The organism is 'Cynodon dactylon' phytoplasma (assembly GCF_009268075.1).
In the GTDB taxonomy this organism is placed as follows: domain Bacteria; phylum Bacillota_I; class Bacilli_A; order Acholeplasmatales; family Acholeplasmataceae; genus Phytoplasma; species Phytoplasma cynodontis.
The window spans coordinates 1-15,568 of sequence record NZ_VWOH01000002.1 but is presented as its reverse complement, the minus strand read 5'-3'; the positions used below and the strand labels follow the sequence as shown (position 1 = coordinate 15,568).

The following is a 15,568-nucleotide window of genomic DNA, read 5'->3' as shown; positions in this document are numbered from 1 at the left end:
TCAATCTTTAAAAATTTTAATCAAAAAAGATCAAATTATTTTATATGAATAATTAAATAATAAATATTTAATATTTAATTTGACATTTATCTATAAATTATTAAAATGATAGTGTTTTTTGAATATATTTTAATATTTAATCAAACTTTTCAATTTTTTAATTTAATTTTGAATTTAAATAAAAAATCATAAAATTATGAGGTGTATAAATTAAATTAATGAAATTAAATAATAAATATAATATTAAGAAAAATATTTTTTTAAATAAAAATTATTTTAAATTTATATTCATTTTATTTTTATTTATTTTTCAACAAAACCATTTATTTGCAATGAATCCTTCAACATCTACGTATAGATATCCATCCAAATGTTTAAAACTAACTAGTAATTCAGCCAGTATTAAGAAATTGGAAAAACTAAATCATAAATTAAATTCAAATAGCAATGAAGCTTCTTTTTATGATATTTTAAAAAGTATTAAAATAGATTTAAATTATCCTCAACATTTAGGAGTTAGTTCTTTAAACGAAATTCAAAATAAATTTTCAGAAATATTAATTAATTTTTATGTTTCGATTGATTTTTATCAACTTTTCCCTAACTATGATAATCCAAATCATTTAAATTATCTTTCTGTACAAAAACAAGATTGTATAGCTTCTACAGCTCATATACCTTTGTGCAATTTTGAATCATTATTTGAAGAAGGACAACAGAAATTAAAATTAAAAAATAACACAAGCTCTAATGAGCCAGACAGTAGAATTATTTATAGTTTTGTGTATGATACTCAAAGTCACTCTTATGTTGGTTCTCAACAACACACTAGATTCAATGCGGATAATGTTCTGGATTTAGTTTTAGATATAGAAATAACAAAATCTCCTGATGAAAACAAAATACCAATTATGTTTCTTTTTAAAACGTATTCTTATACAACAGAAAATTTATTTTTTGATTTTTGCCTTGGTATAGAAAATATTTCTTTTACCAAAAAAATATAAAATAAAATACGATTATAAAGTATTTAATATAAATTAAAAATAAAAACTCTTTTTTTAAAAAAGAGTTTTTATTTTTAATTTATATATAGTTTTCGGATTATTTATTAAAAATTTTAAATCAAATAAAAAATTTATTATTTATTTTTTATATTTTATTTATTTTCTATATTTTTAAGTTATACTATGAGTAATGAATAAACACTTTTAAAAAAATAATTTAAATTTTAATAAAAAAATAAAAAAGGTCTCATTATTAAAAAATCTTTTTAATAATTAATAATATATTAAATAAAAATGATTTTATCTAAAAAAAACATTCATTTCAAAAAATTAAAAAAACTAGTGAAATTTGCTAAATACAGACTTTTTTATAAAGAATTCGTAGTATTCGGAAAACACTCTATAGAAGAAGCCTGGAAAAAAAAAATAGTTAAACAAATTTATAGTCTATATAATGAAAAAAAAAATAAAAAAAATGTTATCACAATAACAAAAGAATTATTAAAAGAGATACATCCACAAAAAATTTTATTCCCTGAAATAGCTCTTTGTAAAATTAACAATGAAAAACCGAAAATAAATCAAAAAATTTTGGTTTTAGATAATATTCAAGATCCAGGAAATATAGGAAATTTGTTAAGAAGCGCTTGTGCTTTTGGATTTCAACATGTTTTTTTTAGTCATGATTCAGTTGATTTATATCATGAAAAAATAATTAGAACTAGTCAAGGTGCTTTTTTTAATTTATCACTAGAAAAAGGTAATATTTATAACTTTCTCAATAATATGATAAAACAAAAATATACTATTTTTAGTGCTTGTGTTCATGAAAAAAATATTAATATAAAAAAAATAGATAATATTTTTTTAAATCAACATAAAAAAAGAATTTTAATTCTAGGTAACGAAGGATTAGGAATTTCTAATGAAATTAAAAAAATATCTAATTTTTTATTAAATATTGAAACATCAATCCAAACAGAAAGTTTAAATGTTAGTTCAGCTGGTAGTATTTTGATGTATATTTTAAAATAACACTACTCAATTTAATATATAAGTAAGTAATTATAAAAGAATATAAAAATAATAAAAAAAATCTAATAAATAAATATCTTTTGAATAAGAATTCTATTATATCAAAATTTTTTTTCCACGATAAATCTTTCAAATACAAATAATTTGCACATAATATATTAAAAACAGTATAAAAAATAAAATGAAAAAAAATAATTATAGTTAAAAAAAAATATATACTAAAAAAGTTTTTTTTCTTTTTTATAAAATTTTTTTTATTCTTAAAAAAAATATTGGGCAATATACCCCAACAAATAGCATAAAAAAAACTAACAAAAGGATTATAAGCATATTTAGAACCTCTTAAAAAAAAACAACCAGCTTCAGAAATAAAAGATCCTAAAAATGAAAATGATTTTCTCGAATAAAAAGGTAAAAATAAAAAAGGAATAGCAGATAATAAAACAAAAAAGTCAGATAAAAACAATTTATAAGAAACTTTTTTCAAAACATAAAGAGGAAAAAGACTATTCTTTTTTACAGAAAATAATGATATATAAAAAACAATATTAAGAGCAGACAAAAAAGAGGTAATAACAATTTCTTGTAAAGAAAGGTGATTTTTTTTGAACATATAACAATATTTTTTTCTTTCTATAATCAATTAAAATAATAATTCAAATATCAAATTACAAATTTTAACTTTATCTTTATTAGTCATACCTTTTTTTATTAATGCTTCTTCTAAACCTATTTTTTTTAAAAAAAAACAAAACCTTTTTACAGATTCATCGTTATTAAAATCAGTTCGATAAAACCATTTTTCAATTATTTCGCTATTAACTACAAAAACACCTTGATTATTTTTCAAAATTTCAAAAACATTTTTTTTATTCTTATTATTTTCTTGATTGTTTAATGTAAATACTTTTATAGAATCTTTTTTTATATTTTGAATAATTTTAACATCTTTTGTCAAACATTGATCAATTTGATTTAATAATAAATCTAAATTTTGTTTTTTTAAAACGGAAATAGGAATAATTTTAATTTTTAGAGGTATTTTTTTATGAGATTCTGGTAAATCCATCTTATTTAAAGCTATTATTTGAGGTTTATTCAAAATAATATTATTATATTTTTTCAATTCTATTATTAAATCACAATAATCTTTATAAACATTTTTGCTTTCTGCGCTTAAAACAAATAATAAAACTTTACATCTTTCAATATGTTTTAAAAAACGAATACCCATTCCTTTTCCTAAATGAGAATCTTTAATTAATCCAGGTATATCAGCTATTGTAAAACTTTTTTCTTTAAAAAAAACTCTTCCTAAAAAAGGTTTTAAAGTAGTAAATGGATAAATATCTACTCTAGATTTAGAATTAGAAATTGTTGAAATTAAAGAAGATTTACCTACATTAGGAAAACCTATCATCCCCACATCAGCTAAAATTTTTAATTCTACTCTAATAGTTAAACTTTCTCCTAAATCACCCTTTTCAGCAAAATTAGGTGCTCTATTTTTAGCATTAGCTAAAGAGTAATTTCCTCGACCTCCTTTACCACCTCTTGCGATAACTAAATGTTCACCATGATTTATAATTTCTCCTATTAATTCGTTATTTTCGTTATTATATACTAAAGTACCTAAAGGTACTTTAATTACATGATCAGAAGCTTTAGCACCATTTTTATTTTTATTTTGCCCATTAGAACCATTTGATGCCCTTATTTTTTTTTGATATTGAAGAGTTAAAAGAGTATTTAATCCAGAATCTCCTATAAAAATAACAGAACCACCATTTCCTCCACTTCCGCCATAAGGGCCTCCATAAGGAACATACTTTTCTCTTCTAAAAGCAACAATACCATCTCCACCTTTTCCTGCTTGGACAAAATTAATTGTTTTATCTATAAAATTCATAAATATTATTATCTAAACTTTTTTTTAATTTTGTTTTTTATCATATAAATAAACAGAAACTTTTTTCTTTTTATTTTTATTAACTTCGTATTTTACAATGCCACTAATTAAAGAAAATAAAGTATGATCTTTTCCTATTCCTACATTCTTTCCAGGAAATATTTTTGTCCCTCTTTGACGAAAAATTATAGAACCAGCATTAGCATACTGTCCGTCTGATAACTTAAATCCTAACCTTTTTGAATGAGAATCTCTACCATTTCTAGTAGAACTAACTCCTTTTTTAGAGGCAAATAATTGAATATCTATTCTTAACATAATAATAACTATACTCCTTCTGTTTACTTTTTTTCTATTAAATTATTTACATATTTCTTATTTAAATCTCTTAAAGAGTATTCTAAATTTTTTAATAAATTTTCTATTATTAGATCTTGAATCAAAACTTTTAAAATCAAGTTTCCTTTTTTTAAACTATATTTAATATTTTTTTGTAATTTGAATATTTCTATCAAATTTAAAGTCATTAAAACAGCTGTTGAAACAGATGCACAAATAATATCCTTTCCTCTGTCAGAGTAAAAAGCATGCCCTTTAATAGTCACTTTATAGATAATATTATTTTTATAATAAAAAAAATATTGGATCATATTATTTATTAAAAAATAAATTTAGTAATAAGTAATTTGGTGTATAATTGTCTATGACCTTTTTTTAAACGATATTTTTTTCTCTTTTTATATTTAAAAACAATAATCTTTTTTGCTTTGCCTTGTTTAATAACTTTAGACTCTATTTTAACATTTTTCAAAAAAGGATTTCCTAATAAAGTTTGATTTTTATCATTCTCTAAAGCTAAAACTTTATCAAATAAATAATTTTCGTTTTCATTTAAAGACAATTTTTCAACAAAAACTTCTTGTCCTGGAGAAACTTTATATTGTTTATTACCAGACTTAATAATAGCAAACATTAATAAACCTCTTTTCTATATATGATTATATCTTATATTATATATCTTATTTTTTTTTAATAAAATTTAATTTTTTTAAAAAAAAATATTAATTTTTAAAAAAACGATTTTTAGGATTTTTTCTGCATTGAATCGAACAACTTCCTAATTTTTCTAATTCATTCTTTTTACTACACAAAATTTGTTTATTACATTCAGGATTAGAACAATTAATATACCTTTCGCAAGGAGTTTGATCAAAATAATCTCTTCCCACCACTACGTTTTCTTTATTGTTAACTTTTACAGCAATTCTTTGATCGAAAACATACATTTGACCTTGAAATAATTCACCTTGAACTTGTTTATCTTGACTATAGTTAATAATACCACCTTTAAGTTGATAAACTTCTTTAACTCCTTTCTCTTTTAACAAAGCAGAAATTTTTTCACAACGAACACCACCTGTACAATAAAGAAGGGTTTTTTTATTTTTAAAATTTAAAATTTCTTTTTCTATCCATTTTGGTAAATCTCTAAAATTCTCGATATTAGGATTGACAGCATTTTTAAAATGACCCAAATTATATTCATAAATATTTCTTACATCTAACAAAAAAATATTTTTTTTTTCTTTTAAAAAATTAAAAAATTGTTTTGGTTCTAAATAAGATGTTTTGTTAATATCAGGAAAAATATCTTTTTTTAATTTTAAAGAAACTATTTCTTTTCGAATTTTTACAGCAAGTTTAGGAAACACATTTCTATTGTATTCTATTATTTTAAATTCTATTTTTTTAAAATATTTGTTTTTTTTTAAATCAAGCATATATAATTCAATATTTTGACGCAAACCAGATAAAGTACCATTAATTCCTTCAGAAGCAATAATAATTCTTCCTACAAGACCTAATTTTTTGCAATAATCTAACTGTTCTTTTTGTAATTTTTCTGGTTCCTTTATTTTGGTATAATAATAAAATAAAATAATGTAATAATTGTTATCTATTAACATAATTTAAAATATACAACACCTTTCTTTGTTTATTAGTTTTTATTTATTTATTTGATCTTTGACTATCCCAAAAATAAATCAAAATCCTTTATCTACTAATTTTAATAAATCTGGATCTGTTCGATATTTTAAATAATCTAATTTTTTCAAAAAATTAAAAGTACTTTTTGGAACTAAATTTTTAATTTTTTCAAAATTACCTTGAATAAATAATTTCCTAACTTGAGTAGCTGAAATAGCTTTTCTCTGAAATAACATTCTAGGTATAATAACTAATTCTATTTTTTTTTCTAAAAAAACTTTATTCATTACATTATTATAAAGTAAAGTAGTTTTTGAAAAAGGTTCTTCACCAACAAAACGTTTTTTTACATTAAGTCTAGGAGCTATAAAATCACTAAAAATATAAGAATCTAAATACATTTGTTCTACAGATGATTCTTCTTGGCTTTTGAAAAAATAAGAAGGGAAAATATTTTTTGAAATGATATAATTACTACCTTCTAGTATTCTAACATTTTTTAAATACTTAACACCTAATTCTACCATTGTAAAACGTTGTTGATATGTGAATAAAGATACATCTTCTTTAACCACAATTACATAAACAAAATTACTTTTTTTTATAGCATTTTGAATAATAAATTTATGTCCTTTAGTGAAAGGATTTGCATTCATAACAATAACACTATTTAATTTTCCATCATCATCAAAAGTAGATTTAAATTTATTTTCTGATAAATAATTTAAATAATCTTCAAATAAATCATATCTACTAGTTAAAAAACAAAAACTATTATTTTGAAATATTAATTTAAAACCCATATTTTGAAAAATATCTAAATTAATAATTTTTGTAAAAACAAAAATATCTCTAAAATTTTTTTGATAAATTCTTTTAGACATAAAACCAACTAAAACATTAGCTATATTATATTGACGATATTTTCTATTTACAACTAAACAACGTAAATTGTTAGCATAACGTCCTATTAATCCTATTATTTCTTCATTATTAGATAAAATAACAGCATATTCTTCTATAAAATCTTTTTTTAAATTTTCTTCTGATAATAATTTATCTATTGATTTTGCAAAATGATTATCATTAAAAGAAATAATCTTAGGAGGTTTAAAATTTAGAAAATTCATAAAAACTCCATTATAAAATTTTAAAAAATTAATTATATTTTTCTAAAGCATTTTTAATACGATAATTAAAAAGAATAATAAATAAACTACTAAGAAAAAAATTTACAAATACAGGAATAAAACAATATAAAAAACAGAATAACAATAAATTATCACCACTAAATAAACTAATAAAATAATTTATTTTATTTGATATATCTATTTTAGATTTTATTTTAGAAAAATAAACATAATAACTAGAAGTGAAAAAAAATAAAAATCTAAAAAAACTAATAATAAACATTAATTTTAAAATACGAAAAATTTCATAACTTTTATTATAAAACTTATCTTTTATATTTTTATTTAATACTTTTTGTTTGATACCAGAAAAACTAATCACTATATCAGGCAAAATATAATCAAATAACATACTTAAAAAAACATCTTGCAAATTAAAATTAAATAATTTGTCTACAGAAGATAATCGGTAAAAAAATTTCCCTATGTGAAAAAAAGAATAAAAAAAACAAATAATAAATCCTGTTTTAAAACCTAAAATAAAACCTGAAAGAAAAAGAATAATGAAAGAAAGCTTCATAATTTTTCCACCAAAAGGCATTGAAAAAAAAATCATTCCAGAAACTAAGTCAGATAAAATAGCGAGAGAAACTAAAACGGAAATAATCACAATTTTTTTAAAAAAATCAATTTTCATAATTTTAACTCTATTATTTAAATATCTTTCTATATTTTTAATTTCAAAAACTAATCTTAAAAAGATTAATAATAAATAATTCTAATGAATATATCAAATAAGGAAAAAAAATAAACATCCAAATACCTAAACATGAACCTAAAAAAGTACCTAAACTAATACCAATAGTTAATCCTTTTTTTAAACTAAACCAAATAACACAAATAATTATACCTAAAAACATAGATTTTATACCGATGAATCTATTTTCATAATCTACTCTAGCTTCTTCAATATCATCTAATTCAAACCTAATATAACTAACATTGTATTTTAAATCAAACTGAAAATTTTTCCAATAATAATTATTATTTTTTTTGTAAATATCTCTTTTAAGACCATAAATTAAACATAAAACAAAAATTATTATACCTGAAACAACAATTATAAATTTATTTTTTTTTTGACATAATAAAAAAATATAATTAAAAGTCTTTTTGACAAAATTAACAAAATTAAAAAATATATTCGGACAATTCATTCAATATTAATTAACCTTTCTTTATTTAATTTAATTCATTTAATTAAAAAATAAAACAATCTAAATAAAAACCAAAAATTTTAATTATTTCTGCTTTTAAATATTCCAGAGGATATTCATCTTCTTGCTCTATTTTTTTTCGAAAATATTCTTCATTTTCTAAAAAATCCAAATTTGCATTTTGAAATAAAGTTTTTCTTTTAAAACCAAAACTATCTAAAGAACCTGAAAAAATTAAATCTTTCAATATAATATTGTTTAAAATTCTTTTACATCTGTATTTAAAATCATAAAAATCTTGAAATTGCTTTTTTTCTCTTTCTTGGATAATCAATCGACACACATTTACGTCTAAATTTTTAATTGTAGTTAATGGTAATAAAATTTTGTTATTTTCTACTAATTTATATTCTAAAGTACTTAAAAAAATATCAGGTTTTAAAAAAAATACCTTTTTATTAGACCTTATTTCTGTTATTAATTCAAAAGTTTTGATCGAATTTTTTATATTTTCATCTAAAAGAACCATAAAAAAAAACAAAAAAAAATGAGTTTTCAGATAAGTCATACGATAACTTATCAAAGAATAAGCAACACTATGACTTTTATTAAAAGTATAATTAGAAAACTTTAAAATATAATTATAAATCTTATAACATAAAATACGTTCATGTCCTTTTTTTTCACTTGAATTAATAAATTTTTTTTTTATTAAATCATCATAACAATTTTTATTTTTTAAACTAGTAACACTTTTCATAAATAATTCTGCTTCACCCAAATTGTATCCTGCAAAATGAAAAGCTATTTCCATAATTTGCTCTTGATATAAAATGATACCATTAGTTTTAGATACTATAAAATCAATTGATTTATCAATAATATTAATGGGGGGATTTTTTTTATTTTTTATATAATCGTTAAGAAAAATAATAGGTCCTGGCCTATTTAAAGCTAATACATCCACTAAATCCTCAAATTTTTTTGGAAAAACTTTTTTTAAAATTTTTCGAGCATTGGAAGATTCTAATTGAAAAATATAATTAGTATATGCTTGTTGTAATGTTCGAAAAGTATCAGAATCTGTTAAAGAAATTTCTGACCAATTAATTTTATGTTGTTTAGGAATTTTTATTAAAATTTTTTCTACAAAAGATAAATTTTTTAAACTTAATAAATCTATTTTATTAATACCTATTTTTGTTAACTGTTTGATATCAAATTGAGTTTGATATAAAAAAGGATTATTATTCTGGTTATTTTTTTGAACTGGTAAACAATCATAAAGATTATATTTACTGATAATAATACCTGCTGGATGAGTCCCTATATTTTTAGGAATTCCTTCTAATTTTTTTATTTTTTCGATATTAATATTTAATTTTTTCTTTTTAAATTCATTTTTTAAACTTTTTATACTTAAAGTGTAAAAAGTAATTATATTAGCAACATTATGAATTCCATATTTTTTAACTATATAATTCAAAATTAAAATTATCTTATCATCTGGAAAATCTAAATCAATATCTGGCATTTGTTTTCTATTTGAATTTAAAAATCTTTCAAAAATAAGATCATATAATAAAGGATTTACTTCTGTAATACCTAAAAAAAAACAAACTAAAGAACTAGATGATGAACCTCTTCCAGGTCCTATTAAAATTTTTTTCTTTTTAGCATAAGATACCAAATCATAAACAATTAAAAAATATTCAGCATAAGAAACTTCTTGTATAATCTTTAATTCTTTAGATAATCTTTTAGAATATATTTGTAATTGATCGGGTTTTTCAGAAAATTTTTTTAATAATTTTTTATAAACTATTTTTTTTAAAAAATGATTCGGTTCTTCTGATTTATCAAATGGTAATTTATTAACAAAATTGATTATATTATTGGAATATTTTATTTTTTCTATAAAAAAATCTAAATCTAAAAAAATATCTTTATAATCATCAAAATAAACTTGATATTTTTTTTTTATTTTATCTTTATCTAAAAAATTAAAATTAAAATTTTTATTTAGTTTTTGATTGGATAATTCTAATAAAAATTCATAAACTTCTTTATCTTTCTCTTCTAAATAATTTGTTTTATGTACTGGAACTACTTTAATATTAATTTGTTCAGATAATGAAAGAAAAATGTTAGAAAATATTTCTAAAAAATCAGATTGTAAAGAAAGACCTAAAAAAAAATATTTTATTTTAGATTTTAATATAAATAAAATATGTTTAATTTTTTCTCCTTCAAGAATATTACAAAAAACAAAATCTATGTTAGATAATATAAAAAAATTTCCTTCTTGAAATAAAACTAATTCTGATAATAGAATATAATTAGGATCTTTTTTAATTTTAATTAAATTAACAATTTGAATTAAATTTCTAATTCCTGTATCATTTAAAGAATAGATCAAAATCCCAATTTTTTCTTTGAGAAAAACAAAATCTAAATGTAAATATATTTTAACTCCTATAATAGGTTTTATTTTATATTTATCACATAAATCAAGAAAATATATCATACTATATAAATTTTCATCTTCACTTAAAGCAACAAAATCATAACTGTTTTTCTTAGCTTTTTTAATTAAATTCTCTACAGAATCAATACTTTTCATAATACTATAAAAAGTTTGTAAATAAAAAACACCTAACATAATAAAAACAATTTATAACCTCTCATATTTCAAATGCTTTATAATTTATAAGAAAAAATAAAAAAATCATTATAAAATATTTTTTTATTTTTTTTCTTTATGAAATTTAAAATGAGGAAATAAAATTACATCTCTAATATTAGAAGTATTAGTCAAAAACATAACTAAACGATCTATTCCCATCCCCATTCCTCCAGTAGGAGGCATACCAAATTCTAAAGCTTCAATAAAATCATCATCCATTTCTTCAGTCTCATCATTTCCTAATTGTTTTTGTAATAATTGTTCTTGAAAACGTTCTTTTTGTTCTATGGGATCATTCAACTCGCTAAAAGCGTTAACTAATTCTTTACCGCTAATAAACAACTCAAATCTCTCTACAAAACCTTTTTTTTTAAAATTTTTTTGAGCTAAAGGACTAACTTCTACAGGATAATTATAAATAAAAGTAGGTTGGATTAAAAAAGGTTCAACAAATTTTTCAAAAAAAGCAATTATAATATGACCTTTAGTATAAAAAGACTTTAAAATAATTTCATTTTCTAATGCTATTTCCTGATATTTAGATAATGGCATTTCTATATTAAAATCTATGCCTGTTTTTTCTTTAATAATATCTAACATATCATATTTATAAAATTTGCTAAAATCAATTATATTTTTTTGATATTCAAATTGAAGTGTTCCTAAGATATTTTGACAAACTTCTTGTAAACAAGACTGTGTTAATTTCATCATCTCTTCCATATCAGCGTACGCTAAATATGCTTCTATTGTGGTAAATTCTGGATTATGATTAGCATCCATCCCTTCATTACGAAAAACTCTGCCTATTTCATAAACAGCTTTCATACCTCCTACAATTATTTTTTTCAAAGGTATTTCGGTAGCTATCCTTAAATAAAAATCAGATTCTAAAAAATTATGATGAGTAATAAAAGGTTTAGCAGCTGCACCACCTAATATAGAATTTAAAATCGGAGTTTCTACTTCTATAAAACTTCTACTATCAAAAAAATTTCGAATCGATTTAAGAATTTTATTACGGGTAATGAATATTTTTCTAGTTTTAGAATTTACTATTAAATCAATATAACGTTTTTTTCTAATATATTCTTTATTTTTTAATCCTCTATGTTTATCAGGCAAAGGTAATAAACTTTTACTTAAATGAACAAATTGAGAAACTTTAATTGTTAATTCGTTAGTTTTAGTTTTAAATAAATTACCAATAACGCCTATAATATCTCCTAAATCAGAATTTTTATAAATTTGAAAATCTTTATCCGATATTATTTTTTGATTTATATATAATTGAATAAAATCATCAAAATCTTGTAAAAGAACAAAACCTGTTTTACCCTGATCTCTTTTTAAAATAATTCTACCGGAAACTGACACCAAAATTTTTTTTTCTTCTAATTCTTCTCTTTCATAATTATTATATTCATTAAATATATTAGAAATTAAATGAGAATTCACAAATTTATTTATAAAAGGATGTATATTTAATTTTTTTAAAATATCTATTTTTTTTAATCTAACTTTATAATGTTCTAATTTTTTATCTTTTTTAATCATATTTTTTATTAAAATGAATCCTTTTAATTGATATTTTTATTTTTTTATAAAAAAAATAGAATCTTTGTTATGACTAAGATTCTATTTTAAAAAATAACATGCATAAGCCATGTTCTGTGCTTATTTTTAAAATAATCAAAAATAATTATTTTATAAAATAAGTGTGATCATTTATCTCTATTTAATTCAATTTAAATAGCATAAAAATAACTTTAATAAAATCAGGAAAAGTTTATTTTATGTGCTCCTACCTTTTTTTGGATTATTAGCTTGAGGGGTTTACCGCGTTTCACTTAATTATTTCTAATTAACTCGTCTCTGTGGCACTTTATTTTTTTATTTTCATAAACTTATAAAAATAAGTTCTTAGAATCTAAAAAAGCCGTTACTCAATAAAATTAAGTACCTTAAGTTATTTTTTTCTTAAGCACAAACACTACATGTTATTCCTGAAACATGTGCTAACATGGACTTTCCTAAACTTAATATTTATTTAAAATACTAAACCTTGATCACCTTATGTTATTTTAACAGTATTATTTTAACAAAAATTAAACAAAAAAAGTACTTTTTAGTTAAAAAACTAATTTTTTTTATCATTATATTCTTTTAAAGAAAACTCAACACGACCTTTTTCATTAATACTAATACATTTCACAACTATTACATCTCCTATATTAATAAAATTTTCCATTTTATTAACTTTATAATGTGATAACTTACTTATATGAATAAAACCTTCTACACCTGGAAAAATTTCTACAATGGCTCCAAAATGTTGACCTTTTTTATCATTCAAAAATCTTAAAACAGTTACTTTATAAAATTCTCCTATTTTAATATCTTTAACTAAATTTAAAATATAATCAGCTGTTTTTTGAACTATTTCTTCGTTTTGATGAAAAATTAATATTGTTCCGTCTTGTTTAATATCTATTTTAACATTATCATACTTATCAATAATACGAGAAATAATTTTTCCGCCTGTTCCTATAACATCTCGAATTTGTTCTGTTTTAATTTTAATTATTTTTACTTTAGGAGCGTAAAAAGAAACTTGTTTTCTTGATTGAGATATAATTGAATCCATTTTCTCTAAAATTTTAAGCCTTGCTATCTTTGCTTTTTGCAATGATTGTTTTAAAATATCAAAATTAATATTTCTTATTTTAATATCCATTTGTAAACAAGTAATACCTTTCTTAGTTCCAGATACTTTAAAATCCATATCTCCAGCATGATCTTCTAAACCATTTATATCACTTAAAAGAAAATAATTTTTATCATTTTCATAAAACAAACCAATTGAAATTCCTGCTACAGATCTTTTGATAGGTACTCCAGCATCCATTAAAGCTAAAGAAGTTGCGCAAATAGTTGCTTGAGAGGAAGAACCGTTAGATTCTAAAATTTCTGATACCACTCTAATAGTATAAGGAAATAATTCTTCAGAAGGTAAAACATTTAATAAAGCTTTTTCAGCTAATATTCCGTGGCCAATTTCTCTTCGAGTTGGAGCTAAATATCTTCCTATTTCGCCGACAGAAAAAGCAGGAAAATTATAATGTAAAATAAATCTTTTTTCTTCCTCTTCAGACAAATCATCAACTGTTTTGCTTTCATTTAAATTACCTAAAGTTACTACAGCCAAACTTTGTGTTTCGCCTCTATTAAAAATAGCAGAACCATGGGTTCTAGGCAATAATCCTATTTGAATATCGATAGGTCTAATTTCATCTAATTCTCTTTGATCAATTCTTTTTTGTTTATTAATAATCATCGAACGTAATTCATCAACTAATAAATTATCTAAAATGGATTCTATTTTAAAAATCTTTTCTTTTATTTGTTCTGAAGAAAAAAAATTTTTTATTTTTCCTTCATTTTCTTGAAATTCTTGGTACTGATTTAAAATTGAATTTTTAATTTTTTGAATTTTTTGATTAATCTCTTTTTTAGAAAAAATCACTTTATTATTATTAGAATAAAAAAAATCTCTAATATTATTTTTATAATTTTGAAAAATTTCTTTTTCTATTTCTGTTTCTATTTCTGATTTTTGTTCTGATTCTAATTTTAAAATATCTTTTTTTTCAGGATTTATTTCTTTTTTTATTTTTTCTTGAAAAAAACAAAGTTCCCTAATTACTTCATGACCTAACTTCATTGCTTCTAATAAATCCTCTTCGGAAGATTCTTTAGCTATAGATTCGATCATATTTAAATTTTCTTTAGTACCAGATAATATTAATAAAAATTCGGATTTCTCTTTTTGTTGTGAATTAGGATTAATAATTAATTTTTTATCTATTTTACCTATACAAACTGCAGAAACAGGTTCTTCAAAAGGTATATCAGAAACTATTAAAGAAAGAGAACTACATAAAATAGCAAATACTTCATTATTACAATCAAAATTACTACTTAAAACAGTATTAACTATTTGAATTTCATTTCTAATTTCTATATCGAATAAAGGTCTCAAAGATCTATCGATTAATCTTGCATTTAAAATTTCTTGATCAGATGGTTTTCCTTCTCTTTTAGAAAAACTACCAGGAATTTTTCCTGCTGCATAAAGTTTTTCTTGATATAAAACCATTAGAGGAAAATAATTTAATTTATTTTTTTGTTCTCTCATTATAGAAACACTAAGAATAACAGTATCATTATAACTAACTAAAACAGTTCCGTTAGCTTGTCTAGCTAATTTATCAATTTCAACAGTCAATAAATTATTTTCAAAAATAGTTTTAAAAGTTTTAGAATTCATTTATAGATTTCCTCTCTTTATTTTACTTTCAAATTAAATATAAAAACTATTTTTGAAAATAATAAAATAAAAAAAATAAAAACATGGCGCCTATACTAGGGCTCGAACCTAGGACCCTCTGAATGTGAATAGAAATATTGCGCCTTTGTTAATTTAAAAATAAAATAACTAGGTTTCAATAAGCCCTCACCCAAACCGGACAGGCATGTCTCCATGCATCCGGCTTTCCAAGTTCAACCTTTAAAATTAACTACTTTTTAAAAGT

14 protein-coding genes and 1 other RNA gene are annotated in these 15,568 nt (G+C 20.9%); 2 read left to right on the top strand and 13 right to left on the bottom strand.

Annotated elements, in window-relative coordinates:
• Positions 1-218: 218 nt before the first annotated feature.
• Together F1741_RS01180 and F1741_RS01175 are read left to right on the top strand one after the other, a co-directional pair.
• Positions 219-1,007, top strand: a complete 789-nt coding sequence (locus F1741_RS01180; RefSeq protein ID WP_152309788.1) for a hypothetical protein — start codon at positions 219-221, stop codon at positions 1,005-1,007.
• A gap of 294 nt (positions 1,008-1,301) precedes the next feature.
• Entirely contained in the window at positions 1,302-2,042 is a 741-nt protein-coding gene (locus tag F1741_RS01175) for a TrmH family RNA methyltransferase (RefSeq protein ID WP_152309787.1), read from the top strand.
• On the opposite strand, the gene F1741_RS01170 is transcribed toward F1741_RS01175, so the two are convergent.
• The 13 genes from F1741_RS01170 to F1741_RS01110 form a co-directional block, all read right to left on the bottom strand.
• On the bottom strand, positions 2,002-2,655 hold the full coding sequence (locus tag F1741_RS01170; protein ID WP_152309786.1) for a hypothetical protein: 654 nt from the start codon (positions 2,653-2,655) through the stop codon (positions 2,002-2,004). The genes F1741_RS01175 and F1741_RS01170 overlap by 41 nt on opposite strands.
• A 30-nt stretch (positions 2,656-2,685) precedes the next feature.
• Positions 2,686-3,951 carry a GTPase ObgE gene (obgE, locus tag F1741_RS01165; protein ID WP_193310878.1) on the bottom strand — a complete coding sequence of 422 codons (1,266 nt, stop codon included), beginning with the start codon at positions 3,949-3,951 and terminating at the stop codon, positions 2,686-2,688.
• Positions 3,952-3,975: 24 nt separating this feature from the next.
• Positions 3,976-4,269, bottom strand: a complete 294-nt coding sequence (gene rpmA / locus F1741_RS01160; protein WP_152309784.1) for a 50S ribosomal protein L27 — start codon at positions 4,267-4,269, stop codon at positions 3,976-3,978.
• Positions 4,270-4,292: 23 nt separating this feature from the next.
• Positions 4,293-4,601, bottom strand: coding sequence for a ribosomal-processing cysteine protease Prp (locus F1741_RS01155; protein WP_152309783.1), 309 nt, complete (start codon positions 4,599-4,601; stop codon positions 4,293-4,295).
• 8 nt (positions 4,602-4,609) lie between these two features.
• On the bottom strand, positions 4,610-4,924 hold the full coding sequence (gene rplU, locus F1741_RS01150) for a 50S ribosomal protein L21 (RefSeq protein WP_152309782.1): 315 nt from the start codon (positions 4,922-4,924) through the stop codon (positions 4,610-4,612).
• 88 nt (positions 4,925-5,012) lie between these two features.
• Positions 5,013-5,918 carry a rhodanese-related sulfurtransferase gene (locus F1741_RS01145; RefSeq protein ID WP_152309781.1) on the bottom strand — a complete coding sequence of 302 codons (906 nt, stop codon included), beginning with the start codon at positions 5,916-5,918 and terminating at the stop codon, positions 5,013-5,015.
• Positions 5,919-5,996: 78 nt separating this feature from the next.
• Entirely contained in the window at positions 5,997-7,070 is a 1,074-nt protein-coding gene (locus F1741_RS01140) for a GNAT family N-acetyltransferase (protein WP_152309780.1), read from the bottom strand.
• Positions 7,071-7,098: 28 nt separating this feature from the next.
• Positions 7,099-7,767: a hypothetical protein gene (locus F1741_RS01135; RefSeq protein WP_152309779.1), complete on the bottom strand. Its 669-nt coding sequence runs from the start codon at positions 7,765-7,767 to the stop codon at positions 7,099-7,101.
• A 43-nt stretch (positions 7,768-7,810) separates the two neighbouring features.
• Positions 7,811-8,287 carry a hypothetical protein gene (locus F1741_RS01130; RefSeq protein ID WP_152309778.1) on the bottom strand — a complete coding sequence of 159 codons (477 nt, stop codon included), beginning with the start codon at positions 8,285-8,287 and terminating at the stop codon, positions 7,811-7,813.
• A gap of 43 nt (positions 8,288-8,330) precedes the next feature.
• Complete coding sequence (locus F1741_RS01125) at positions 8,331-10,949, bottom strand: PHP domain-containing protein (RefSeq protein ID WP_152309777.1); 2,619 nt, start codon at positions 10,947-10,949, stop codon at positions 8,331-8,333.
• An 84-nt stretch (positions 10,950-11,033) separates the two neighbouring features.
• Entirely contained in the window at positions 11,034-12,530 is a 1,497-nt protein-coding gene (gene lysS / locus F1741_RS01120) for a lysine--tRNA ligase (RefSeq protein WP_152309776.1), read from the bottom strand.
• 98 nt (positions 12,531-12,628) lie between these two features.
• An RNA gene (gene rnpB / locus F1741_RS01115) (RNase P RNA component class B) lies at positions 12,629-13,054 on the bottom strand.
• Between the two features lie 59 nt (positions 13,055-13,113).
• Positions 13,114-15,303, bottom strand: coding sequence for a polyribonucleotide nucleotidyltransferase (locus F1741_RS01110; protein ID WP_152309775.1), 2,190 nt, complete (start codon positions 15,301-15,303; stop codon positions 13,114-13,116).
• Positions 15,304-15,568: the final 265 nt, after the last annotated feature.

What these genes read in the sequence shown, in the direction of transcription:
- F1741_RS01180 (WP_152309788.1), top strand. Translation starts at nt 219, where the DNA reads ATGAAATTAAATAATAAATATAATATTAAGAAAAATATTTTTTTAAAT.
- F1741_RS01175 (WP_152309787.1), top strand. Translation starts at nt 1,302, where the DNA reads ATGATTTTATCTAAAAAAAACATTCATTTCAAAAAATTAAAAAAACTA.
- F1741_RS01170 (WP_152309786.1), bottom strand. Translation starts at nt 2,655, where the DNA reads ATGTTCAAAAAAAATCACCTTTCTTTACAAGAAATTGTTATTACCTCT.
- obgE (WP_193310878.1), bottom strand. Translation starts at nt 3,951, where the DNA reads ATGAATTTTATAGATAAAACAATTAATTTTGTCCAAGCAGGAAAAGGT.
- rpmA (WP_152309784.1), bottom strand. Translation starts at nt 4,269, where the DNA reads ATGTTAAGAATAGATATTCAATTATTTGCCTCTAAAAAAGGAGTTAGT.
- F1741_RS01155 (WP_152309783.1), bottom strand. Translation starts at nt 4,601, where the DNA reads ATGATCCAATATTTTTTTTATTATAAAAATAATATTATCTATAAAGTG.
- rplU (WP_152309782.1), bottom strand. Translation starts at nt 4,924, where the DNA reads ATGTTTGCTATTATTAAGTCTGGTAATAAACAATATAAAGTTTCTCCA.
- F1741_RS01145 (WP_152309781.1), bottom strand. Translation starts at nt 5,918, where the DNA reads ATGTTAATAGATAACAATTATTACATTATTTTATTTTATTATTATACC.
- F1741_RS01140 (WP_152309780.1), bottom strand. Translation starts at nt 7,070, where the DNA reads ATGAATTTTCTAAATTTTAAACCTCCTAAGATTATTTCTTTTAATGAT.
- F1741_RS01135 (WP_152309779.1), bottom strand. Translation starts at nt 7,767, where the DNA reads ATGAAAATTGATTTTTTTAAAAAAATTGTGATTATTTCCGTTTTAGTT.
- F1741_RS01130 (WP_152309778.1), bottom strand. Translation starts at nt 8,287, where the DNA reads ATGAATTGTCCGAATATATTTTTTAATTTTGTTAATTTTGTCAAAAAG.
- F1741_RS01125 (WP_152309777.1), bottom strand. Translation starts at nt 10,949, where the DNA reads ATGTTAGGTGTTTTTTATTTACAAACTTTTTATAGTATTATGAAAAGT.
- lysS (WP_152309776.1), bottom strand. Translation starts at nt 12,530, where the DNA reads ATGATTAAAAAAGATAAAAAATTAGAACATTATAAAGTTAGATTAAAA.
- F1741_RS01110 (WP_152309775.1), bottom strand. Translation starts at nt 15,303, where the DNA reads ATGAATTCTAAAACTTTTAAAACTATTTTTGAAAATAATTTATTGACT.